Genomic DNA, 22,562 nt, shown 5'->3' with positions numbered 1-22,562 from the left:
CCTGTGCCCTATACTCTGTCATGAACCTTGCTGTATCTACCAACCACAAAAGCGGTGGTGGAGGATGACGGGATCGAACCGACGACCCCCTGCTTGCAAAGCAGGTGCTCTCCCAGCTGAGCTAATCCCCCGAGGTAATCGTTGGTGGGTCAAGTTGGAATCGAACCAACGACCCCCGCCTTATCAAGACGGTGCTCTAACCGACTGAGCTACTGACCCATCTATCACCAGTGGGCGATACCTTCAATGGTCATGACATTAACTAACAGCCAATAAGTGTGGACGCTTTCGCTTTGCGAGCCATTCGCTCTAAAAGGAGGTGATCCAGCCGCACCTTCCGATACGGCTACCTTGTTACGACTTCACCCCAGTCATGAATCCCACCGTGGTAAGCGCCCTCCTTACGGTTAGGCTACCTACTTCTGGTGAAACCCACTCCCATGGTGTGACGGGCGGTGTGTACAAGACCCGGGAACGTATTCACCGCGACATTCTGATCCGCGATTACTAGCGATTCCGACTTCACGCAGTCGAGTTGCAGACTGCGATCCGGACTACGATCGGGTTTCTGAGATTGGCTCCCCCTCGCGGGTTGGCGACCCTCTGTCCCGACCATTGTATGACGTGTGAAGCCCTACCCATAAGGGCCATGAGGACTTGACGTCATCCCCACCTTCCTCCGGTTTGTCACCGGCAGTCTCATTAGAGTGCTCTTGCGTAGCAACTAATGACAAGGGTTGCGCTCGTTGCGGGACTTAACCCAACATCTCACGACACGAGCTGACGACAGCCATGCAGCACCTGTGTTCCGGTTCTCTTGCGAGCACTGCCAAATCTCTTCGGCATTCCAGACATGTCAAGGGTAGGTAAGGTTTTTCGCGTTGCATCGAATTAATCCACATCATCCACCGCTTGTGCGGGTCCCCGTCAATTCCTTTGAGTTTTAATCTTGCGACCGTACTCCCCAGGCGGTCAACTTCACGCGTTAGCTGCGCTACTAAGGCCTAACGGCCCCAACAGCTAGTTGACATCGTTTAGGGCGTGGACTACCAGGGTATCTAATCCTGTTTGCTCCCCACGCTTTCGTGTCTGAGCGTCAGTATTATCCCAGGGGGCTGCCTTCGCCATCGGTATTCCTCCACATATCTACGCATTTCACTGCTACACGTGGAATTCTACCCCCCTCTGACATACTCTAGCTCGGCAGTTAAAAATGCAGTTCCAAGGTTGAGCCCTGGGATTTCACATCTTTCTTTCCGAACCGCCTACACACGCTTTACGCCCAGTAATTCCGATTAACGCTTGCACCCTACGTATTACCGCGGCTGCTGGCACGTAGTTAGCCGGTGCTTATTCTGCAGATACCGTCAGCAGTATCTCGTATTAGGAGATACCTTTTCTTCTCTGCCAAAAGTACTTTACAACCCGAAGGCCTTCATCATACACGCGGGATGGCTGGATCAGGGTTTCCCCCATTGTCCAAAATTCCCCACTGCTGCCTCCCGTAGGAGTCTGGGCCGTGTCTCAGTCCCAGTGTGGCTGGTCGTCCTCTCAAACCAGCTACGGATCGTTGCCTTGGTGAGCCTTTACCCCACCAACTAGCTAATCCGATATCGGCCGCTCCAATAGTGAGAGGTTCCGAAGAATCCCCCCCTTTCCCCCGTAGGGCGTATGCGGTATTAGCCACTCTTTCGAGTAGTTATCCCCCGCTACTGGGCACGTTCCGATATATTACTCACCCGTCCGCCACTCGCCACCAAGAGAGCAAGCTCTCTCGTGCTGCCGTTCGACTTGCATGTGTAAAGCATCCCGCTAGCGTTCAATCTGAGCCAGGATCAAACTCTTCAGTTTAATCTCTGTGGTTGTCCCGTCTTGCGACGAGACCGATTGTGTCTCAAAGAAAAATTCAGAGTTACACAAGGTAATTCTTCATCTTTCGTTTGTGAGCACTTGATACAAACTTGTGGCGATCCCCGAAGGGTTCGACTCGCTCATTCCAAGCGCCCACACTTATCGGCTGTTAATTGTTAAAGAGCAGTGACAGTTGCCTGTCGTTCTACTGACTAACCCGGCTGGCTCGTCGCGTTTAGCGCTTCGTGCCTTGCTGTGTTAGCAGCAGAGAAATGAGATTATGAAGCAGATCAGGCGGTGTGTCAAGCGTTTTTTTGAAGAAGCTAGAAAGTTTTAAACTGTCTAACTCGTCCCGCTTAAACCAGAACTTTCGTTCCGTCCTACCTGGTGAACAATCAGCCATAAGGCCAACCATTCAACTTCACAAACAAGGGTAAATTTTCAAAACCGTTTCAACTTTCAAAACAGCTAAAAACTTAACGTTGCGTTCTCTGGAGCAGAACCTAGAACTTTAACACAGAATTTTCTGATTTGTCAAGCTCCGGGTTTTACACCGTGTCAGTTACCTGACCAGTCATTCAAGCTTCGGGGCGGGCCTCTTGGCCAAGGCGGTGAAACTTGTCTAACTGCTCTCTGCGGCGCTTCCGGGAAAACCCTGTGTGTGCTGCAGCGAGAAAAGAACTATAGCACGATGATTTTCGGCTTGGCAAGTTTTTAACCTGAATATTTCATGCAAAAGAGATGACTCACAGCGAATTTCCACTTAGGTTATTGTTTTATATAAACAATCCAAAATGAAACAAAATAATACAAAACCACCTATCATTCCTGTATATCTGGACGGATACCAGAACTGGCAGGAGAAACACCAGGAAGTCATAGCGCAGAACAGGTAGATTCTGGGCTTTTTCTCTCTAGCTCGGCATCGTCTCTCTTGTTTCACACTAAATTCCTGCCCCAGAGTGTTTTTGCAGACAGACAGATAGACAGACAAGATGAGCATGCAGTTGCGATCTTGGGGGGGACTGAACAGAAGGCTATCACCCTGGATCGCTAATCTAGAACTACGCCTGCAACACTCTATATAGAGCTGGTCGTCTCTCTATATAGAGAGGCATACCAAGCACCCTGCTTTTTGCCGTCAAACCTCCCTCTATATATAGACACCCCATCCAAGCAGATAGGTAGGCCACCTCTCCCCCATTACAATAGGCGGACAACTCACTCTGTATGCAGACTATGGCACGATCATCTTCTCAAGCTCCTGCGGCACAGCTCAGCCTGATTGGCGAGGAAATCCTCTCCGGCAATCTCCTGACCGAGAACATCCTCACTCAAGTTGCCCGCCTTCCCAGCGACTGGCGAGCCACATTGGATCGCCCGGAGCTGCAAGACATATTGGCGGCTCTGGCCAGGTGGCTGGACAAAGAGTGCCAGGATGGCGCCGCTATTTACCCGGCCGCCCCTTTCCGTGCACTGGAGCTACTGCCATTACAAAAAGTCAGTGTGGTGATTCTGGGCCAGGATCCTTATCACGGCCCCAATCAAGCACAGGGCCTGTCATTTTCTGTGCCCGACACCTGCCCGGCCCCACCCAGTCTGCGCAATATCTTTAAAGAGCTGGAACTGGAATATCCCGACACCGTGTCACCTAGCAGTCATGATCTGAGCAACTGGGGCCGACAAGGTGTCTTGCTATTGAATACATCGCTCACTGTAGAAGATGGTTTGCCTGCCTCTCACGCCAAGAAAGGTTGGGAGCAAATTACAGACTCCCTACTGATGAACCTGGCTCAGCAAACTACGCGCCCTATTGTTTATATGTTGTGGGGTGCGCACGCTCAGGCCAAAGAGGCCTTGATTCAGCAGCACTCTCAACGTCCCTATCTGATTTTGAAGGCCAATCACCCTTCCCCCTTGGCTGCGCGCCGGCCCCCTGTGCCTTTTATTGGCTGCGGTCATTTCCACCAAGCCAATGACTGGCTCAAAGAGCAGGGGGTCACCCCCATTCAATGGTTTGCCACTGGCGCTTAACCATCCGTTCCCCTTACCTGATCCCGAACCATGCCTTTAAGCCCCGCTAATCCAGAATTAAGCTCTTCAGAACAACATGCTCTTTGGTCGAACGAACTGCTCGAACAATATAGCTGGCAATTCCAGGGGGAAACACCATTTGCCGTTCCCCTGGCAAGCCTTCCCTTACTAGATGAACTGTTCAAGTTTGTTAATGAGACCATCAAGGACTCTTTTGACCGCTCTTTATTCTGCTGGACTGATCTCAAACAAGACAGCAAAGGCCTGACGGCCTGGTATTTGGGCGTCGAAGATTACGACGAAGTGCTGGAGCCTTATATAGAGAGTTTGTCGACCCGTGCCCTGACACTGAGCGATGCAGTGGAGCCTCCAGCTTCTCGCTGAAAACGGTCAAGCGCCTATTCAAGAAGAATTCCAAAGGGTCGATTACGGCCCTTTGATTTTTACGATCATTCAACATACTCTCGTCGCAGCAAGCAGGGATAAGTAGATAGTCCAACGGACAAGAACTTCTCGTCCACTCACCTCACTCCACACAGCACCGGATCAAATAGCCGCGCAGCGACGAGATAGCCCAGCGTGGTTGGTTGATATAGCCTTCAACTGAACAAGGCGTGACTCACCCAGCCTCTTTATAAGAGCAGGCATAAAAAAAACCCGGCCAACCGACCGGGTTTTTCAAATAAAAGCAGCGCTTTATAACACCCCACCCTATCAATTAGGGCTGCACACCTGCGGCGTGCGCTTGCTGATCAGCGTGATAGGACGAACGCACCATGGCACCCACAGCAGCATGGGTAAAGCCCATTGCATAGGCTTCGCGTTCAAACATCAAGAATTCATCAGGCGTCACGTAACGCATCACGGGCAAGTGGTGGCCAGATGGTTGTAGATACTGGCCAATGGTCAGCATATCGATGTCGTGCGCACGCATATCGCGCATCACTTCCAGAATCTCTTCGTTGGTTTCACCCAAGCCAACCATCAAACCGGATTTGGTCGGAATGTCTGGATGCAGCTTCTTGAACTCTTGCAGCAGTTTCAAGGAGTGGTGATAGTCTGAACCAGGACGCGCCTGCTTGTACAAACGAGGCACCGTTTCCAGATTGTGGTTCATTACATCAGGCGGGCAAGCATTCAGGATGCCCAAAGCACGGTCCAGGCGTGCGCGAAAGTCCGGTACCAGCACTTCAATGGTGGTCGTGGGCGAATGCTCGCGCACCTGACGGATACATTCTACAAAGTGGGCAGCACCACCATCACGCAAATCGTCACGGTCTACGGAGGTAATCACCACGTAGGACAACTTCATGGCACCAATGGCCTTGGCCAGGTTGGCCGGCTCGTTCTCGTCCAGCGGATCGGGGCGGCCGTGGCCCACATCACAAAATGGGCAACGACGTGTGCACTTGTCACCCATGATCATGAAGGTTGCCGTGCCCTTGCCAAAGCACTCCCCAATATTGGGACAGGACGCTTCTTCACACACCGAAAACAGTTTGTGCTCGCGCAGTGTTTCCTTGATCTCGTAGAAACGAGAGTTTGGAGCAGCCGCCTTCACCCGAATCCAATCAGGTTTTTTCAAACGCTCTGCTTGCACAACCTTAATGGGAATGCGCGAGGTCTTGGCCTCGGCCTTCTGCTTTTGCGTTGCGTCGTATTCGACAACGCGAGGGCGCACAGTAGGTTTGGAATCGACGGACGTATCTGTAGGGGTGGTCATAAGCGTCTAAATAGAAAAACAGCATGCGAGCAGCATCACTAAACGATGGGCGCAGTGGCCAATTGTAGCCCCTTCGCTTTACAAGCGCCTAGAACAAGGGCGATAGTTTGTGCCAGACCCCTCTAATATAGAGGTCGCCTTAACGATGCAGCAACACCCGAGAATAAAACCTGCACATACTATAAGTACGGAGACTTGCATGTCACAAGAGTACCTAGCCGATCCCGTCCTGCTGGAACAACACCAGGGACTGGCCCGCATCACCTTGAACCGGCCCGCCAAGTACAACGCGCTGTCTGAAGAAGTGTTGGACTCTTTACAACACATTCTGGACAAGCTGGCCCAGGACCCCAGCTTGCAATGCGTCATCATCCAGGCGGAAGGCAAGGCTTTTTGCGCCGGGCACGATCTGAAGCAGATGCGTTCCCAGCCCGAACACGATTACTACCGGGATCTGTTCAGCCGCTGCAGCCGCGTCATGCAAGGTGTGCTGGCCTTGCCCGTGCCGGTGATTGCCCGTGTGCAAGGACTGGCCACCGCTGCAGGCTGTCAACTGGTTGCAACCTGCGATATGGCTGTGGCCACCGAATCCACCCGCTTTGCGGTATCAGGCATTAATGTTGGCCTGTTCTGCTCTACACCCGCTGTTGCCCTGTCGCGCTGCGTGCCGCCCAAAGCCGCTATGGAAATGTTGATGACCGGCGAATTCATCAGCGCCCAACGTGCTCAAGAGTTGGGGTTAATCAATTACGCCGTAGCCGAAGACCAGCTGGATCAAACCGTACAGAAACTGGCCGACAGCATCATGGCCAAGAGTCCGGTTGCCGTCCGTGCAGGCAAGGCCATGTTCTACCGCCAGCGCAGCCTGGCTATTGAACAAGCCTACGACTACGCCGGCCAGGTCATGGCTGACAATATGATGAGCAACGATGCCTGCGAAGGTATAGACGCCTTTATCGAAAAACGCGCGCCGCAATGGAGCGGAAGCTGAAGCGACGCGCTTTCCTGATCAATAACGATATTTAAGATTGAGCATCGCATTACGCGGTGCGCCATAAATATTCAGGAACGTGCTGTAGCCCACGCTGGAGAGGTAACGTCGGTCGAACAAGTTATTCACGGCCAGGGATGCCTCCCAGCGCTCATTAGGCTTGTAGCCAATTTTGGCGGATACCGTGGCATAACCGCCCTGGTATACATCCGAGGTAAACAAATTGCTTTGTGCTTGTACCCCCGCCCCCACTGACCAGCCATTCAAGCGGCCGCCCCAATCCTGAGGCTGAAAGCGGTAGTGCGTCCAAAGACGGAACAAATGCTTGGGCACAAGGTTCGCATTGAAACGCTGACCTTCATTTTCCAGTACCGTATCCCGGCGATAACGCACATCCGTATAGGTATAGCCCGCCCCCAAGTCCCAGCCTGGAGCAAGATTACCGACCAGCTCCATCTCCCAGCCCTGGCTTTGCACCAGACCCGCCGCGCGAGAGCACGTCCCGGTCGGACTACCACCGCAACCGACATGATCCGTATCCGTTACTGCCCGGTTGGTATCACGCATGCGGTAAATCGCCACGGAACCATTCAGGCGACCGTCCAGAAACTCACCTTTGGCACCGGCTTCAATCTGCCAACCTTTGCGCGGATCCAATGTCTTGCCGGTGTAGTCCTGCTGCGACTGCGGCACGAAACTTTCGGCATAGCTGCTGTAGAGCGAAATAGTGTCATTCACATCCAGAATCAGGCCTGCAAATGGCGTAAATTCCCCGCTGGCTTTGGCATCGCTCACATCCCAGGGACCGGTCTCTGGCCGCACTGAACGACTCTTGCTTTCGTAGTTGCTCCAGCGGCCACCCAGCACCGCAGTTACCCGGTCATGCAGCTTCAAGCGTGTGGAAGCGTAAATGCCGGACTGGGTCACGATCTCCTGATTCTGATTCAAAATAGGCTGATCCAACAGGGGGCCATAATCAAAGTCATTCAGAACATCCCAATCTGGGAATTGACTAAAGCGGGAACTGGTCTTGGTATTGTTGCGCGCTGCATTGAAACCAAGGGTCAAGGAATGCCCCCGCCCAAACAAGTTAAATGGCCCCGTAACGCTGACGTCCCCCTGGTCCCAAGTAAATTCATTGTGAATCCGGCCTGCCATCATATTGGCCAAGCCCGTTTGCAGGGAAATGGGCTGCAAGGCAAAAGAGCTGAAGCCTTTATACGTACTCTCCTTGTGGGTGTAGTTAGCTTTCAGCACCCACTCATTATCAAAACGATGCTGCAAGTCCGCCCCCAGCTCGTACACCTCGTGATTAGACGTGCGGGCAGGGCCCAGGAAGCTGCGGCGATCCGGCAAGCTGCCGTCCCCAAACTGCGCCAAGCCGTTGAAATTACGGAAATCCAGCTCGCTATAAAAAGCCGTCAAACCCAAAGTGGTGGCGGGGGTCAGGTCGTACTCCAGCACGCCGTAAAAAGTGGCCGGTTTGGATCTGCCTTGATCGTAGTACTGGTCTTTATCCTGATAGGCTGTCACCACACGTCCACGCAGGGTACCATCCTTGTTCAACGGCCCGCTCAGATCAGCCTCTGCACGATAGTTGTTCCAGCTCCCGGCGGACAACTGCCCCTCAACACGCAATTCGCGAGTGGGCCGTTTTCGCACCAGATTCACCACCCCGCCCGGCTCCGCGGTTCCAGACAACAAGCCGGCCGGACCGCGCAGCACCTCGATGCGATCGTACACAGCCAGATCCAGATGAGGTGCACCCACCCCTTGAGCCGGCACCCCATCGTATTGCAGGCTGGCCGCAAAACCACGGCTATTGAAGCTCTCTGTATCGGGATAGCCGCTGCTGCTGATCCCGGTCGTATGGTTGATCGCATCGGCCACACGCGTAAAGCCCTGTTCGTCCATTTGCGTGCGTGTCATGACAGAGACGGATTGGGGGATTTCGCGCAAAGATAAAGGAGATTTGCCAATCGTCGCCCCGGCCGCGGCGTAGGAGCCACTGCCTTCACTGGTCACATCATAGCGGGAGGCATGAACCCGTACCGGCTCCAACTGTGCGGCATCACCCTTGTCTGCCGGACTAAGCGAAATATTGTTGCCCGATCGGCGCACCTGTATCCCTGTACCAGCCAGCAAGCGGCTCAAGGCCTGATCCAAGGTGAATTGCCCTGACAAGGCCGGACTTTGTCGGCCAGCCACGGTATCGGGCAAATACACAATTTGCACCGAAAACTGACGCCCCAGATCACGCAAGGCCGACGACAAGGGCTGGGCCGTCAAGCTGATTGTCTGCTGCGGCGCACCGGATTGTGCATAGCCGGGCGCGGCCAAGGCCGACAGGCACAGCCCCAATAACACGGCTCCAAGGCCAAGAGGCAATTGGCGGACTGCACGGTTGTGCACAGTGATCTTATATGTAGTACCAGACATGGTGATGATATCCATCCCTACCGGCAGGTTCTGCCTGCGCGGAATCTATAAACCAAGACACGCCAACGGTTTACAGCCGCCAGCACACCTCCCTGGTCTAAAGACGTCTGGACAAGGATTTTTCCGTAATGAATTTACCGACGGTTGATGACCCAGCCCTTGGATTCCACATTCAGAATCTGGACGGGTGCAATATCCGCCAATAACAGCAAGGCCTCTTGTGGCTTGCTCATGGTCAAGGTGCCGGATATACGCAGTTGCCCAAGTTGGGCATCACCAAGGCGTATGGGCTCATGCAGATATGCCGACAACTGCTCCAGCACCTGTGCCAAAGGTTCATTGTCGAACTCCAGACGACCACTTTGCCAAGCCGTCAGGGCAGCTACATCCGCTTCGCGCACAGGCTCCAATCCTTGGCGTGCCGTAACGCGTGCGGCCTGACCAGCGCCCAAGCGCTCGGAACGGGAGTTCCACCAGGGTCCCGCTGACAAACGGACTCTCCCCCGGTCAACCGCTACCTCTACTTGATCAGACTGTTTACGCACATTGAAGCGGGTGCCTAACACCTGCACTTTTGCCTGCTCGGTTTCCACAATAAAGGGACGATCTGCATCGGGACGCACATCCGCCAGAATTTCCCCTGACTCCAGATAAACCCGCCGCTCGCTGGAGGTATAAGCCACATTAATTTTTGTACGAGCGTTAACCGCCAGAACACTATCATCGGGTAAACGCAGCTCCTGTCGTTGGGCAACAGTAGTGCTGACCGCCCAGGACTGTTCTGGACCTACAGGCCAAAGCCACACCCCTCCTACCACGGCACACAAAACCATCGCCGCAAAGGCCAGCCGCCAACGCTGCACAGGCTTTTTTCGCAGGGCAGCAGGCTCTTGAGTCAAACGACGCAGGCGATCGACCGGCAGCTCATCCAGCTTGTTCCAGGCTTTTTGCAGCTCCTGAAAATGCGCTTGATGCTGCGGCGAAGCCGCCAGCCATGCATCCAGCTCCGCCTGATCCTCTATCGATAATGGCCCCAGACGAACACGCGCGAACCAATGAACCGCTTGTTCACGGGCCGTCGAAGGCAAAGAGGGACCTGCGCTCGTCGTCATAGGGAATAAATAGGCGTGGGCAAAACGTGAAAACTCCAGGGCTGATCAGTCTTGCTGGAACAGGTGCAAATGCGTCTGCAGATGGGTCAAAGCGCGTTTCATATGCTTTTCCACCATGCTCTGCGACAAGCCCAACCGCCCAGCAATCTCGCGCTGACTATAGCCCTCGATTTTATTCCATAAAAAAACTTGCCTACAGACCAGTGGCAACTGCACCAGAACCACCTCCAGCTCGTCCATCAACTGAGTAGACTGACAAGCCTCTGCCACATCCGGGGACAGAGGCGTATCTGCCTCGTCCAACTGGTCCAAGGGTGTCTGCGCCCAACGCCCACGCCGCCGACTTTCATCGAACAACTGATTGCGAGTCGCCTGAAACAAATAAGAGGGAATGTTCTGGATATGGGTGCAGGTCTGATCCAACAGGCCTAGAACGGCATCGTGAACGGCGTCTTCTGCATCGTGATGATTAGTTTGACGCCGGGTCCAATTGCCCATCAGGCCGCGATAATGATCAAGCCAGGACTTGCGAGATTTGGAGGACGACGGCATACAGGCCCGACAGAACAGTTAACGTGTTCCGAATTATCGCAAACAATTCTCATTACAACAATTGGACTGTTTCGCTACGATGCGCTGACGCTTGTTCAGGTTGTAGCGACTTGGTTACGTTGGGCCATTGCCTGGCTCAAGTAGGAGTACAAATACTGTGCAACCTCGTCCATGGGAACCACGATCCCTTGCGAGTGCATATCCGTTGTTTGCAGCCCTTCATAGCCACAGGGATTGATGCCGCTAAACGGGCTTAGATCCATGTCTATATTCAAGGCCAGGCCATGGTAAGAGCGGCCATTGCGAATCTTGATACCCAGTGCGGAGATCTTGGCCAACTCCTGGCTTGCCATCCCTTGCGGCACGTAGACGCCCGGCGCCCCCGGTTTGCAGCAAGCGCCCTTGACACCGAAATGCGTCAGACAGGCAATGACGGCCTCTTCGAGCAGGCGTACATATTCTTTGACGTACAGACCTACCCGGCGAAGATCAAACAGGCAATACACCATTAACTGACCAGGGCCGTGATAGGTAATCTGCCCACCCCGGTCGGTTTGCACCACGGGGATGCCGCCGGGGTTAAGCAGATGTTCCGGCTTGCCGGCCTGCCCCTGAGTGTAGACAGGCGTGTGCTCAACAAGCCAGATTTCATCCGGAGTCTCTGGCCCGCGCTGCTCGGTGAAGTCGCGCATTGCCTGCCAGATAGGTTCATAGGCGCTAGGCCGCTCAAACCATTTGATACGAACTGAGTCGGACATGAACGCCTGATTCCTGCTTACATCACCACGCGCACAAGATGATGCGCATGCAGGGCACGATACAGATTGTCCAGTTGCTCGCGCGAAACGGCACGCACGGTAAAAGTCAGTCCAGTGTAATTGCCCGCCTTACTGGGCCGCACTTCAATAGTGGCGGCATCAAAGTCTGGGTCATGTTCCAAAACGATAGCCAGCAATTCGTCTTGCAGTGTTTCATGGCTCTGACCCATGACTTTGATAGGAAAGTCACTGGGGTATTCAATCAACGATTCTTCAGGGGAAATTGTCATGCTTGCTCCGCAGCCTTGATAGCCTTGTCATAGCCTTCACGTAATTTGGCAAAGACAGGGCCGGGTCGTCCGTCACCGACGGGCTGACCGTTAAATACAACGATGGGCAGCACCTCTTTGGTGGCTGACGTCATCAAAATTTCATCGGCAGTATCGACCTCCTCTCGGGAGATCTGACGTGCCTGGAAGGCGATCCCCGCCTGAGCGGCCAGCTCTTCCATCAAACTGTAGCGCACCCCTTCCAGGATCAAGTTATTGCGCATGGGTGCCAGCAAGGTGCCGTCGCGCACAATCCAGATATTGCAGGAGGCCCCTTCGGTCAGGAAACCGTCTCTGAACTGAATGACTTCATCCACACCGGCTTCGACCGCTTGCTGCTTGGCCAGTACATTGCCCAGCAAGGAAACGGATTTTATATCGCAACGCAGCCAGCGTTCATCTTCAATGGCCACCGCCGTCAAACCCGTCTCGCGTTCTTGCTGCACGCGCTTGAACGGCGAGACCATGATGAAGATACTGGGCGTCACATTGCTGGGGAAGGCGTGGTCGCGCTTGGCAACACCACGGGTCACCTGGATGTAGACCATGCAGTCGGCCCCACGACCCGAACGGGCCAGCATGTCCATCACCAGCTTTTCCCACTCACGGCGGGTAAAAGGGTTATGAATGCCCACTTTGGCCAGGCTGCGTTCCAAACGCCCCAGGTGCCCATCAATACGGAAAGGTTTTCCGTGATAGGCAGGTACGACATCATAAATGCCGTCGCCAAAGATGAAGCCACGATCCAGTACCGAGATCTTCGCTTCGCCCAAGCGCACGAAATCGCCGTTCAAATAAACAATGCTGTCAGGGTCAATGCCTGCAATCATAGGGGTCAGCCTCGCACCAAGGGATTACTCAAACATCAAGCGTACTTTGTCGGCCATACGACCGAAAAAGCCTGCCTCGGGCACATCCTGCAGCACCAGCAAAGGCTGCTCTGCCAGAACCTTGCCATCCAAGGACAAAGTCAGTGTACCGACCTTGTCACCCTTGCTCAACGGAGCCAGCAAAGGCTGGGTATAGTTAGCCACAGGCTTGATTTCCGACGACTTTCCACGGGGCACTGTCAACCACAAAGGCTGGGCGGTACCCAGGCCTACGTTCTCGACCTCACCTTCCCACACCCGAGCGGTGACGGCAGGATTGCTAGTGTCATACAGCTTGACCGTTTCAAAGTTCTGGAAGCTCCAGTTCAACAGCTTCAGGCTGTTTTCTGTACGGGCGGCATCGTTCGCCGTACCAACAACGACTGACACCACACGGCGGCCGTCGCGCAAGGCAGTCGACACCAGGCAGTAACCCGCCGATTGGGTATGGCCGGTTTTCAGGCCATCAACCGTGTTGTCCAGCCACAGCAGGCGGTTACGGTTGGGCTGCTTGATATTGTTATAGGTGTACTCTTTTTGGCTGTAGTAGTGCAGGTACTGGGGAAAACGGGCAACCAGTGCAGCAGACAACATGCCCAGATCACGTACCGAAGTCAGATGATCAGGGTCAGGCAAGCCGGTAGAGTTCTTGAAATGCGTAGCAGTCAAACCCAACTTGGCAGCCTCTTCGTTCATCAGGGCAGCAAAGGCCTCTTCGCTACCTGCAACGGCTTCGGCCAAGGCCACAGAGGCATCGTTACCCGATTGCACGATCACACCTTGCAGCAGATCGTTCACCGACACTTGCGAATTGACCTTTACAAACATGCGCGAGCCTTCGGTACGCCAGGCTTTCTCCGAAATCACAACAGTCTGATCCAGCTTTAAGCGACCGGACTCCAAAGCATCAAAGACCAGATAAGCGGTCATCAGCTTAGTCAGGGAAGCCGGTTCCACCTGTTCATTCAGCCCTTCAGCGGCAATGATCTGGCCGCTATTGACATCCATGGACAACCAGGCACGCGCCGTCAAGGCTGGTGCGGGTACCACGGACAAATCACCCGGCAAGGCAGGCGTCGGCGCCCCAAGCACTTGAGCCGATTCTGTCGGTGTGGGAGTTTGAGCCTGTGCCTGTACTGCCATAGGCAGTGCCAAGGCAAGTGCCACCACACAGCGGGAAAGGACCGGAGATGCAAATTTTTGAATAGAAGTCATGGAAAAAATCGATTGCTTTGACAGTGGCGGAAAGAGCCCATTATGGCAGAGCCATATAGGCCTGTGAGGGGCCAAGCCCCTGAGTCTGAGCAGGAAAACGCAACGATTTGAAAGCAAAATCCGACTTAGGTTCCAAGCCCAGCCAAATGTCGGCTGATCAATTCACGGAGCTGAATCAGCTTGCCATGAAAAAAGTGACCAGCCTCAGGCAACACGACCATGGGCAACTGATGCTCGCGTGCAAAGTCCATACCCTCGGACAAAGGAACAACGTCGTCGGTTTCGCCGTGCACCAACAAAGTATCGGCAGGAGGGCTGACATCGCGGAACCGGAAGCGATTGACCGCCGTGCCCGTCAAGATAAAAGCATGCGGCAATGGTGCCTGGGCGTCCTGCAGACCGGCATACACTTGGGCTGCAACCGCTGTGCCAAATGAAAAACCGGCCAACAGAGATGGGCCGGAACTCCACTGTGGAAAATGCGATGGGAATTGCTCTATCAAGGCCAGCATATCGGCGGTTTCGCCACGACTGCTGTCGAACTGCCCGGCGGACTTTCCGACACCGCGAAAATCGGGGCGTACTGCCAGCAAACCGTGTTGGGTGGCGCTACGTGACAGGGTTGTCACGACTTTGTTATTACGTGCCCCACCATGCAAAGGGTGTGGATGCAGCAACAGAGCCCAACCCCTGGGCTCGCCTGTCGGCCAGTCCACAGCACAGTCAATAACACCAGCCAAGCCGGAAAATTGGATTGTATCTACGCGTTCAGACATGCTCAGATCAAATATCACATAAGATTACGTTTAACTCGTCCAGTGTACCGGATTGTCATGAATACCTCTTCTGCATTCACCTTACCCAGCCCTCGCGATATGGTGGCAGAGCTGCGTACGCGCTTGCCACATTTCCCCCAGATCCACTGGGTGGATTCGACTGAATCGACAAACGCGGATTTGCTCGCTCTGGCTCGTCAAGAATCGGGACCACGTGTGCGACCTTGGTTATTAGGCGCGCACCTGCAAAGCCGTGGCCGTGGGCGTGCTGGGCGCACGTGGGAAAATAGTGTTGGCGCAAACCTGATGTTTTCCTGTGCCTTCGATATTTTTCTGCCTGCACGGCAATTGCCTACACTCTCACCGCTATCGGGTCTGGCAACGACGGAAGCCCTGCGCCTGTTTCTGGAGCCGGCGGTTCGCAATCGTCTAGCCATGAAATGGCCTAATGACGTGCTGTGGGATCAGGCCAAGCTATCCGGCATTTTGGTAGAGGCCACCCGCGCCAGCGCTGCGCCCAGCTCCAGTGATCATCATGTGGTCATTATTGGTATAGGCCTGAACCTGCGCGAAGCGGCAACCATCAGCCAAAACACGCAGCGCGCCATTGCGGACTGGACCAGCATTGTGGAACACTCCCAGCAAGCATCCCTGGCACGATGTTCGGACATTGTGGCCAAGGTTGCGCAAAGCCTGTACCTGAGCCTGAACCATGTCACAGCCCACGGCTTTGCTGATCTGCCGACACGCTACGCACAGGTAGATGCGCTGATTGGCCAACAAGTCCATATCATTGACAACGGCCAAGTCCTGCATACCGGTATCGTGACTGGCATCAACACGTCGGGGCAATTATTGTTGCGTCACCCCGATGGTACGGAACGGGCGGTCACCGTGGGCGAAGTTTCCGTTCGCGCCCAACGCTGATCGCTATACTGCACTCTTTTCAGCTCTGACGACCCGGCATGACCCTGCTTATCGACTCTGGTAATACCCGCATCAAATTGGGGTGGTGCCATCCCTTAACCGGTGCGCGCGAAAGCCAGCCGGTTAGCCTGCATGCAGACCAATTGGATCAATTGGCTGTTTGGCTGGAAGCAGGTCAGGCTCCCTTGCAAGAATTCGCCAATCAAAAGGGTGTGCAAGCGCTGGGGGTGAATGTGGCAGGCCCACAGGTACAAAAACAAATTGACGCGGCCGTCAGTCATCTGGGTTTAGGCCCGGTACGCTGGCTACAGGCACAAGAGCAGATTTTTGGGCTGCACAATGATTATGAACAGGCCGGGCAACTGGGCGCCGACCGCTGGGCTTCTTTATTAGGGCTCAGCGATTTGCTGGCCCAGGAATATCCTGCCCAGCAAGGGGCCTTGCTGATCAGCTTCGGTACTGCCACGACGATTGATTTGCTGGGACCCGAACAAAATGGCGTGCGCCACTTTCTGGGTGGGTCCATTTTGCCCGGCCCCAGCTTGATGCTGGCTTCACTCAAACAAAATACGGCACAACTTCCTGAGGCCCACGGGCAGACGGCGGCTTTCCCCCGCAATACCCAAGCCGCCATCAGTACAGGAGTTGCTGCGGCACAGGCTGGAGCTGTGTTACGGCAATGGGAGAGAGGGCGTCAGCATCTGGGGCATAGCCCATTGGTGTTTCTGGCCGGCGGTGGCCGCGCTCTGGCGCAGCAAGAACTGTTAGAACAATTAAGTCACCATTGCCGCCTGCTCAATATAGAGGTACCCCAGCTGCACGAGCTGGAAACGCCTGCTTTGCGTGGCTTGGCGCTGTTTGCCGCCCATTTGTAAGCCAGAATGGGTTCCACAACGGGCTTTCAGCGTCAGACAAGCAGGGAGACCCTTAGATACGATTGGCATTAAAACGGATGAACTTAAACTCCCCTACCCGTACAATCTTGGGTTGAACTGTATTTTTCAGGGCATCTGCGATGCGACTGCTTTTCATACTGATCCTGGTGGCAAACGTCGCCCTTCTAGCTTTTGGACAAGGCTTTTTCGGCACACCTCCCAGTGAGCAAGGGCGTGAGCCTCGGCAGTTTTCGCAGCGAAACCAGGATGCCATTCAACTTGGAACTCCGGCTCATCCCGCGCCAGCTTCACCTTGATCCTCGATTGACGACACTATGAAACCCATACGCAAAGCTGTTTTCCCCGTCGCCGGTCTAGGCACACGTTTTCTGCCGGCCACCAAGGCCATGCCCAAGGAAATGTTGCCAATCGTCGACAAACCACTGATTCAGTACGCTGTCGAAGAAGCGGTTGCCGCAGGAGTCACAGAGCTGATCTTTATTACAGGCCGCAACAAACGGGCCATTGAAGATCACTTTGACAGCATCCCGGAACTGGAGCACGAGCTGGAAGGCAAGAATAAACTGGAATTGCTGGATGCTGTCCAGAACATCATCCCCAGCCATGTAAGCTGTATTTACACCCGCCAGCCACGCGCGCTGGGTTTGGGCCATGCTGTGTTGTGTGCCGCCCCCATCGTCGGCAACGAACCCTTTCTGGTTCTACTGGCAGACGATCTGATTGACGCTACCACACCGGTATGTCGGCAACTGGTTGAGGCGGCGCATCAATACAACGGCAGTATTGTGGCAACTCAAAATGTAAATAGAAATGAAACGAATAAATATGGAATCGTTTCGGGTAATGCCGTCGACTCCAAAGCCACTCGATTAAATGGAATTGTTGAAAAGCCAGCACCGGATGTTGCTCCTTCCACACAAGCCGTTGTGGGCCGTTATGTATTAGAAGCAGAAATATTTGACCACCTGCGACGCACTCAAGCAGGGGTAGGTGGAGAGATTCAATTAACGGATGGAATTGCCAGCCTTTTGAAAAGCCGTCCGGTATATGCATATGAATATGAAGGCACACGTTACGACTGTGGTAGCAAGTCCGGTTTCTTTCATGCTACGCTTGAATTTGGTCGGAAATACCACGGACTTTAACGAGGGGCGCAGAGGGGTCCGTTGCAATAACAAGCTTGGTTGTAATTGTTGATCAAACACTGCCTGAAAACCACGCAAAGGGCGATTTAGCTTGACTTACAGGCCAAATACCCCCTACGATTGGCGGTGCAGGATTTCAAGTTCGTCGAAGTTTGTTCAATACGGTATTGTTTCTAATACTCATTGCCCTGATTTTTACATCTTGACAATCTTTTTTGAGCAGATTGCTCGTCATTTTTAGGGAATGCAGGAAATGCAAACAGAAACCGGTATCGTGAAATGGTTCAATAACGAAAAAGGCTACGGCTTTATCTCCCCCGACAACGGTGGCAAAGATCTTTTCGTTCACCATTCCGACATCTTGGGCACAGGCTTTAAATCCTTGGAAGAAAACCAACGCGTTTCGTACGTGTCGGCTGAAGGCCAGAAGGGCCCACAAGCTAAGAGCATCCAGAAACTGTAAATCGATTTCGATCAGTTTTTAGATCTCAAAAAAAAGCCCGCTTAATGCGGGCTTTTTTATTTGATTTGATTCAAATCAAGACAAGCTGTCTTCAAATTACCACAAACTCAACAGCACATAAAACCTAATACTTTTAGCTAATAAACAGCTCGGTATTTAATCGCGAATTTGTGCCAATCCAGAAAGTACACGTTGCACTGCACCTTGATGCATCTGGACCCAATGCAAACCCGAATCAGCCATCTTGTTGTGACGTGCCGGATCGTCCACTAATTCCAATGCTTGTTGCAACGCCAAGGCTGGCGTACTGGCCCGTATCACAGCACCAGCCTGCATGGCATCTTGCATAGCCTGGGCAAAATGATGAGTATGCGGGCCCACAATCACAGGGACACCGACTGCGCAGGCTTCAATAAAATTCTGTCCGCCCAAGGGCTGGAAGCTACCCGCCACAATGGCCACGCGCGCCAAGCCGTAATACCAATGCATTTCACCTAGGGTATCGCCCAAAAGCACATCAACCTCTCGGCAAGCTTGGATCGCACTCGTACTGGTATCGCCCTGTTTCAACAGCTCACTACGTCGCACCGAACGCAAGCCTAGCTGGTTCAGATAGTCTGCCGCTTCCTCAAAGCGCTCGGGGTGACGCGGAATAACGACAAACAAGACTGGGCGATGCAGTTCGCTGCCATGCTCGCGTTCGCGACGCAAATAGTGGGCAATAGCATCCATGAAATCGGCATGCTCGGTCTCACGCGTACTGGCAATCACCACCACACGCCGCCCCAGCTCGCTGGCAAAGCCACGACCACGAGCAATCTTGTCCTGCGGCAAGACCACATCAAACTTCAGATTCCCAGATACGCGCACTCCCTGAGCTCCCGCCAGCTCCAGTCGTTGGGCATCGGCCAGACTTTGTGCATAGATCAGTTTGAAGGAACGGTAGGCCCCACGCATGACCGAACCCGCCTTCAAACTGGTTCGCAGCGCACTTTCCGAAAACCGAGCACTGGCCAGCATCATGGGAACACCTTGTCGGCGCGCGGCAGCCAGCAGATTGGGCCACACTTCGCGTTCAATCAACACCCCGGCACATGGACGGTAATGCGCGAAAAAACGCCGTACCGAGCCGGGAAAGTCGTAAGGCAGCCATTGCTGCAACAACTGTCCACTTGCGATCTCGGCGGCAAATGCTTGTGCCCCTTCTGCGCGGCCCGTGACGGTCATATGGGTCAACAAGACCGTCTCGCCTTGATCCAACAAGGCACGAATCAAAGGCTGAGCGGCACGCGTCTCACCCAAACTGACTGCATGTACCCACACCGGCGCCTTCTGAGGCACAGGCAGGGAACCATAAAAACCAAAGCGAGGGCCCGATAACACCTGCCAGTCACCACCAGCACGACGGGCACGCACACCCATCCAGGCCATCAAGGCTGGAGCCAGGAGACGAATGGAGGCAGTATAGAAAAATCGGTTCACCCGCTAAGCCTCGATGTAAGACCGGCAGCCGCCAAGCCCGGTTCAGGCATCTGCGTCCGCCCCAATGCCTGATCGATCGCACAGAGCACCGTTTCTGCCGAAGGAGGATGCCCGCGCTCACCCAGGCTGGCAGTATAGGCAGAACCTTCCAAAGGGGTACGTACTGGGGTCGAGGCCTTATAGATACCAATAGTGGGGCGGCCCAGGCCGGCCGACAAATGGGTCAAACCGCTATCCAGACCCACCATGACCTGGGCTCCAGCCAATTGCAAAGCGATAGGCGTCAAATCCATTCGTGGCATGACCTGTGCCTGACTGCGACCAGCTATCAGGGCTTGGGCACGTTCAGACTCAGTAGGGCTGCCTGCCAACAAGCGCAGTGCCAAGCCTTCACCTTGTAGGCGGTCAAAGACCTGCTGCCAGTTCTCCGGCTCCCAGAGCTTATCGTCGCGACTGGCTGACGGCATGATAATGGCGTAAGGATTTTCGTCCTTGGGCGCTTGTGCGGCCAAACCCTGCAAACCAAAATCGGGCGCACCTTCGAATTGATAGCCGAAGGCCGAAGCGGCCAAGCTGCGCTGACGGAAAACGGCCGGCTGCCAAAACCCGACGCGATGACGCACGTCATAGAACAACGAGGCCAGCGGCTCACGCGCAGACTTCCAGTCCAGACCATGACGGCGGCCTTTCGTTTGGCGCACCAGCCAGATGGATTTCATCAAGGCCTGCATATCGAGCACCACATCGTATTGGCGCGACTGCAACTGTTCTCGCAGGGCGGCACGTTCCTGGCGTGTCTGGGCAGACCACCATTGTTTGCGCCAACGCCGATGCGCCACCGGAATCACTTCATTTACTGCCGGATGCCAGCCCGGAATCTGAGCAAAGCTCTCTTCCACAAGCCAATCTATTTGTGCACCGGGCACATAGCGTGCAATGTCCGAGATCGCTGGCAGCATATGCACCAGATCTCCCAAAGAGGACGTACGCACAATCAGTATCTTGCAAGTCATGGGCGAATTATAGTGGTGGGCGCGTTCAATCAAACAAAGATACGGAAAAATATCCGTCAGCTCTAGTTCTGAGCGCCGATGGCGATCAGGCATAATAAGACTGCCTATTTTCTGGACCGGAAACATGATTGATCTCAAACAGATCGAAGCCTTTGTATGGGTTGCCGAGCTTGGCGGTTTCCGGGCAGCTGCCGAAAAACTCAACACGACCCAACCGTCTATTTCTCAGCGTATTGCCGGGCTGGAATCCAGCCTGGAGCTACGCTTGTTTGATCGGGGCGCCCGGGGCATCAAACTGACCGACAAAGGCCAGGAGCTGTTATCGCACGCACAGCGCATGCTGGATTTACGCACCGAGATGCTGCGCGCAGCCAAAGAACAAAATGCCATTCGCGGCCTGCTACGCCTGGGAGTGGCTGAAACCATTGTCCAGACCTGGCTGCATGAGCTGATCGACAAACTGCATCAGGAGTACCCTTCCCTGGTCATTGAAATCCATGTCGACACCACTAGCGTGCTGCGCCAGCAACTGGCCAGTTTCCAGATTGATATGGCGATGATCGTAGGCGTGGGCCAGGACCCAAAAGAGCAGTGCATTCGACTTTGTGCTTATCACTTAGGCTGGGTCGCCAGCCCCGAATTGAAACTGCATGGCCGAAAAGTCAGTGTTTCAGAGCTAGGGGTTTACCCTGTAATCACCTATCCTTCTGGTAGTGTTCCCTACCTGGCCACACGCGAAGCGCTGCTGCGTGCCGGCGTCAAATCTCCCCGTATTTTTGGCAGCGCATCCCTGAGCACTATCGTGCAAATGACACGCCACGCCATGGGTCCAAGCGTACTTGCCCCCGACGTCATAAAAGACGAGCTTGCCGAGGGAAAACTGCGTCTTTTGAAGGTTGATCAGCCACTGCCAGCGATCGAATTCTTTGCCTGTTGGATGGACTCGCCAGACAGCCATATTGCCCGCGTCGTCGCTGACCATGCACAAGCAATCGCCCAACAATACGTGCAGTCCGATAAGTAATCTTTATAGCCTTGGATTCAAACATACGATTGGACACACATTATCCGATCGGTTGCAATCCGATGCTGTGATCAACCCCCTTTTGTGCGAGTGGTCATTCATGAACCTGCAAACCCTGCCTGTGTTGGCGCCCGAGGCCCAAAAATGCCGCGAGCTGATCCGTCGAGAAACCCATACTGGTCCCACTGCGGGACTGGCGGCAGGCTATGTGCAGGCCAACCTGATGATCCTGCCCAAAGACTGGGCCGATGAGTTCTTGCTGTTTTGTCAGCGCAACCCCAAACCCTGCCCTTTATTGGCCGTGACCGAACCCGGCCAGTTTCAGGTGCCGACCCTGGGTGGCTCGATTGATCTGCGCACGGATTTCCCTCGTTACCGTGTCTGGCACAACGGCGAGCTCAGTGCCGAGCCGCTGAACATCGAAGCAGTCTGGCGCGATGATCTGGTGTCCTTTCTGATTGGCTGCTCCTTCTCGTTTGAAGAAGCGCTGCTGGCCGATGGAATTGATGTACGCCATATCAGCACGGGGGTAAATGTGCCCATGTATCGCAGCTCGATTCAGACTCAGGGCACGCAGCGCCTGTCGGGCCCCTTGGTGGTTTCGATGCGCCCCATGCGTGCGGCCGATGCCATCCGCGCTATTCAGATCACCTCGCGCTTTCCGTCCGTGCACGGTGCTCCGGTTCATATCGGCGACCCGTCCCTGATTGGAATCAGCGACCTGCAACACCCCGACTATGGCGATGCCGTGCCAGTCGGTGCCGACGAATTACCCGTTTTCTGGGCTTGCGGCGTCACCCCTCAAGCCGTTGCTGCCCAGGCCAAGCCGCAGTTTTGTATCACACATGCCCCTGGCCATATGTTGATTACCGATCTGCCCAACACACGGCTGGCCGCGCTTTAAGCAAGATTAGACCGGTACCCCCGGTCGCCCCTTTGGTTTCAATATGCAGCCCCTGCAAA

General features: G+C 54.3%; 20 protein-coding genes, 2 tRNA genes and 1 rRNA gene. 9 read left to right on the top strand and 14 right to left on the bottom strand.

Annotation, left to right across the window (positions count from 1 at the left end; translation table 11 throughout):
- Positions 1–55: 55 nt before the first annotated feature.
- From OKX01_RS01195 to OKX01_RS01185, 3 genes are all read right to left on the bottom strand, one after another.
- A tRNA-Ala gene (locus OKX01_RS01195) sits at positions 56–131 on the bottom strand.
- A gap of 11 nt (positions 132–142) precedes the next feature.
- Positions 143–219: transfer RNA gene (locus OKX01_RS01190), tRNA-Ile, on the bottom strand.
- 93 nt (positions 220–312) lie between these two features.
- Positions 313–1,851: ribosomal RNA gene (locus OKX01_RS01185) — 16S ribosomal RNA — on the bottom strand.
- 1,239 nt (positions 1,852–3,090) lie between these two features.
- Here OKX01_RS01185 and OKX01_RS01180 point away from each other — a divergent pair.
- Positions 3,091–3,885: a uracil-DNA glycosylase gene (locus OKX01_RS01180; RefSeq protein WP_238988630.1), complete on the top strand. Its 795-nt coding sequence runs from the start codon at positions 3,091–3,093 to the stop codon at positions 3,883–3,885.
- A 30-nt stretch (positions 3,886–3,915) separates the two neighbouring features.
- Positions 3,916–4,269 (top strand): hypothetical protein, encoded by a 354-nt coding sequence (locus tag OKX01_RS01175; RefSeq protein WP_094195338.1) that lies wholly within the window; start codon positions 3,916–3,918, stop codon positions 4,267–4,269.
- Between the two features lie 334 nt (positions 4,270–4,603).
- Here the strand turns inward: OKX01_RS01175 and lipA are convergent, their stop codons facing one another.
- Complete coding sequence (gene lipA / locus OKX01_RS01170) at positions 4,604–5,608, bottom strand: lipoyl synthase (RefSeq protein WP_094195337.1); 1,005 nt, start codon at positions 5,606–5,608, stop codon at positions 4,604–4,606.
- A 199-nt stretch (positions 5,609–5,807) separates the two neighbouring features.
- On the opposite strand from lipA, the gene OKX01_RS01165 reads away from it, so the two are divergent.
- A complete protein-coding gene (locus OKX01_RS01165) occupies positions 5,808–6,599 on the top strand; it encodes an enoyl-CoA hydratase (protein WP_264672316.1) in 792 nt (263 codons plus the stop codon).
- A gap of 18 nt (positions 6,600–6,617) precedes the next feature.
- Here the strand turns inward: OKX01_RS01165 and OKX01_RS01160 are convergent, their stop codons facing one another.
- The 8 genes from OKX01_RS01160 to OKX01_RS01125 all read right to left on the bottom strand — a co-directional run bounded on the left by OKX01_RS01160 (position 6,618) and on the right by OKX01_RS01125 (position 14,649).
- Positions 6,618–9,038, bottom strand: coding sequence for a TonB-dependent siderophore receptor (locus tag OKX01_RS01160; RefSeq protein WP_264672315.1), 2,421 nt, complete (start codon positions 9,036–9,038; stop codon positions 6,618–6,620).
- Positions 9,039–9,172: 134 nt separating this feature from the next.
- Positions 9,173–10,150, bottom strand: a complete 978-nt coding sequence (locus OKX01_RS01155) for a FecR family protein (RefSeq protein WP_264672313.1) — start codon at positions 10,148–10,150, stop codon at positions 9,173–9,175.
- A gap of 45 nt (positions 10,151–10,195) precedes the next feature.
- Positions 10,196–10,702, bottom strand: a complete 507-nt coding sequence (locus OKX01_RS01150; RefSeq protein WP_264672311.1) for an RNA polymerase sigma factor — start codon at positions 10,700–10,702, stop codon at positions 10,196–10,198.
- Between the two features lie 95 nt (positions 10,703–10,797).
- Complete coding sequence (gene lipB, locus OKX01_RS01145) at positions 10,798–11,460, bottom strand: lipoyl(octanoyl) transferase LipB (RefSeq protein ID WP_264672310.1); 663 nt, start codon at positions 11,458–11,460, stop codon at positions 10,798–10,800.
- A 17-nt stretch (positions 11,461–11,477) separates the two neighbouring features.
- Complete coding sequence (locus tag OKX01_RS01140) at positions 11,478–11,750, bottom strand: DUF493 family protein (RefSeq protein ID WP_094195334.1); 273 nt, start codon at positions 11,748–11,750, stop codon at positions 11,478–11,480.
- Entirely contained in the window at positions 11,747–12,619 is an 873-nt protein-coding gene (locus OKX01_RS01135; protein ID WP_094195333.1) for a D-amino acid aminotransferase, read from the bottom strand. Before OKX01_RS01135 ends, OKX01_RS01140 begins: the two co-directional genes overlap by 4 nt.
- A gap of 24 nt (positions 12,620–12,643) precedes the next feature.
- Entirely contained in the window at positions 12,644–13,873 is a 1,230-nt protein-coding gene (locus OKX01_RS01130) for a serine hydrolase (RefSeq protein WP_203226730.1), read from the bottom strand.
- A gap of 125 nt (positions 13,874–13,998) precedes the next feature.
- Entirely contained in the window at positions 13,999–14,649 is a 651-nt protein-coding gene (locus OKX01_RS01125) for an alpha/beta hydrolase (protein ID WP_162496889.1), read from the bottom strand.
- 57 nt (positions 14,650–14,706) lie between these two features.
- On the opposite strand from OKX01_RS01125, the gene OKX01_RS01120 reads away from it, so the two are divergent.
- The 4 genes from OKX01_RS01120 (at position 14,707) to OKX01_RS01105 (ending at position 18,080) form a co-directional block, all read left to right on the top strand.
- Positions 14,707–15,576 carry a biotin--[acetyl-CoA-carboxylase] ligase gene (locus tag OKX01_RS01120; protein ID WP_108727107.1) on the top strand — a complete coding sequence of 290 codons (870 nt, stop codon included), beginning with the start codon at positions 14,707–14,709 and terminating at the stop codon, positions 15,574–15,576.
- A gap of 38 nt (positions 15,577–15,614) precedes the next feature.
- Positions 15,615–16,451 (top strand): type III pantothenate kinase, encoded by an 837-nt coding sequence (locus OKX01_RS01115; protein ID WP_230019472.1) that lies wholly within the window; start codon positions 15,615–15,617, stop codon positions 16,449–16,451.
- Positions 16,452–16,786: 335 nt separating this feature from the next.
- Positions 16,787–17,617: a UTP--glucose-1-phosphate uridylyltransferase GalU gene (galU, locus tag OKX01_RS01110; RefSeq protein WP_094195329.1), complete on the top strand. Its 831-nt coding sequence runs from the start codon at positions 16,787–16,789 to the stop codon at positions 17,615–17,617.
- A gap of 253 nt (positions 17,618–17,870) precedes the next feature.
- Positions 17,871–18,080 carry a cold-shock protein gene (locus OKX01_RS01105; protein ID WP_026483779.1) on the top strand — a complete coding sequence of 70 codons (210 nt, stop codon included), beginning with the start codon at positions 17,871–17,873 and terminating at the stop codon, positions 18,078–18,080.
- Positions 18,081–18,236: 156 nt separating this feature from the next.
- Here OKX01_RS01105 and OKX01_RS01100 read toward each other — a convergent pair whose 3' ends face one another.
- Together OKX01_RS01100 and waaC are read right to left on the bottom strand one after the other, a co-directional pair.
- Positions 18,237–19,562: a 3-deoxy-D-manno-octulosonic acid transferase gene (locus tag OKX01_RS01100; RefSeq protein ID WP_094195328.1), complete on the bottom strand. Its 1,326-nt coding sequence runs from the start codon at positions 19,560–19,562 to the stop codon at positions 18,237–18,239.
- Positions 19,559–20,575 (bottom strand): lipopolysaccharide heptosyltransferase I, encoded by a 1,017-nt coding sequence (gene waaC / locus OKX01_RS01095; RefSeq protein WP_094198233.1) that lies wholly within the window; start codon positions 20,573–20,575, stop codon positions 19,559–19,561. Before waaC ends, OKX01_RS01100 begins: the two co-directional genes overlap by 4 nt.
- A 124-nt stretch (positions 20,576–20,699) precedes the next feature.
- Here waaC and OKX01_RS01090 point away from each other — a divergent pair, with 124 nt between their 5' ends.
- On the top strand, positions 20,700–21,599 hold the full coding sequence (locus tag OKX01_RS01090) for a LysR family transcriptional regulator (protein ID WP_094195327.1): 900 nt from the start codon (positions 20,700–20,702) through the stop codon (positions 21,597–21,599).
- Positions 21,600–21,699: 100 nt separating this feature from the next.
- Complete coding sequence (locus OKX01_RS01085) at positions 21,700–22,503, top strand: putative hydro-lyase (RefSeq protein ID WP_121737716.1); 804 nt, start codon at positions 21,700–21,702, stop codon at positions 22,501–22,503.
- The last annotated feature ends 59 nt before the right edge of the window (positions 22,504–22,562 follow it).

Origin of the sequence: Alcaligenes sp. SMD-FA (assembly GCF_025960365.1) — a bacterium.
Lineage (GTDB): Bacteria > Pseudomonadota > Gammaproteobacteria > Burkholderiales > Burkholderiaceae_B > Alcaligenes > Alcaligenes aquatilis.
The sequence above is the reverse complement of the archived record's forward strand: the minus strand, read 5'-3'. Positions and strand labels throughout refer to the sequence as shown.

Bases quoted from the DNA above. Each gene is read 5' to 3' on its own strand.
- OKX01_RS01105 (WP_026483779.1), top strand. From the start codon at position 17,871: ATGCAAACAGAAACCGGTATCGTGAAATGGTTCAATAACGAAAAAGGC.
- OKX01_RS01160 (WP_264672315.1), bottom strand. From the start codon at position 9,038: ATGTCTGGTACTACATATAAGATCACTGTGCACAACCGTGCAGTCCGC.
- OKX01_RS01090 (WP_094195327.1), top strand. From the start codon at position 20,700: ATGATTGATCTCAAACAGATCGAAGCCTTTGTATGGGTTGCCGAGCTT.
- OKX01_RS01135 (WP_094195333.1), bottom strand. From the start codon at position 12,619: ATGATTGCAGGCATTGACCCTGACAGCATTGTTTATTTGAACGGCGAT.
- lipA (WP_094195337.1), bottom strand. From the start codon at position 5,608: ATGACCACCCCTACAGATACGTCCGTCGATTCCAAACCTACTGTGCGC.
- OKX01_RS01165 (WP_264672316.1), top strand. From the start codon at position 5,808: ATGTCACAAGAGTACCTAGCCGATCCCGTCCTGCTGGAACAACACCAG.
- lipB (WP_264672310.1), bottom strand. From the start codon at position 11,460: ATGTCCGACTCAGTTCGTATCAAATGGTTTGAGCGGCCTAGCGCCTAT.
- OKX01_RS01140 (WP_094195334.1), bottom strand. From the start codon at position 11,750: ATGACAATTTCCCCTGAAGAATCGTTGATTGAATACCCCAGTGACTTT.
- OKX01_RS01155 (WP_264672313.1), bottom strand. From the start codon at position 10,150: ATGACGACGAGCGCAGGTCCCTCTTTGCCTTCGACGGCCCGTGAACAA.
- OKX01_RS01130 (WP_203226730.1), bottom strand. From the start codon at position 13,873: ATGACTTCTATTCAAAAATTTGCATCTCCGGTCCTTTCCCGCTGTGTG.
- OKX01_RS01120 (WP_108727107.1), top strand. From the start codon at position 14,707: ATGAATACCTCTTCTGCATTCACCTTACCCAGCCCTCGCGATATGGTG.
- OKX01_RS01175 (WP_094195338.1), top strand. From the start codon at position 3,916: ATGCCTTTAAGCCCCGCTAATCCAGAATTAAGCTCTTCAGAACAACAT.
- OKX01_RS01085 (WP_121737716.1), top strand. From the start codon at position 21,700: ATGAACCTGCAAACCCTGCCTGTGTTGGCGCCCGAGGCCCAAAAATGC.
- galU (WP_094195329.1), top strand. From the start codon at position 16,787: ATGAAACCCATACGCAAAGCTGTTTTCCCCGTCGCCGGTCTAGGCACA.
- OKX01_RS01180 (WP_238988630.1), top strand. From the start codon at position 3,091: ATGGCACGATCATCTTCTCAAGCTCCTGCGGCACAGCTCAGCCTGATT.
- OKX01_RS01115 (WP_230019472.1), top strand. From the start codon at position 15,615: ATGACCCTGCTTATCGACTCTGGTAATACCCGCATCAAATTGGGGTGG.
- OKX01_RS01150 (WP_264672311.1), bottom strand. From the start codon at position 10,702: ATGCCGTCGTCCTCCAAATCTCGCAAGTCCTGGCTTGATCATTATCGC.
- waaC (WP_094198233.1), bottom strand. From the start codon at position 20,575: ATGACTTGCAAGATACTGATTGTGCGTACGTCCTCTTTGGGAGATCTG.
- OKX01_RS01125 (WP_162496889.1), bottom strand. From the start codon at position 14,649: ATGTCTGAACGCGTAGATACAATCCAATTTTCCGGCTTGGCTGGTGTT.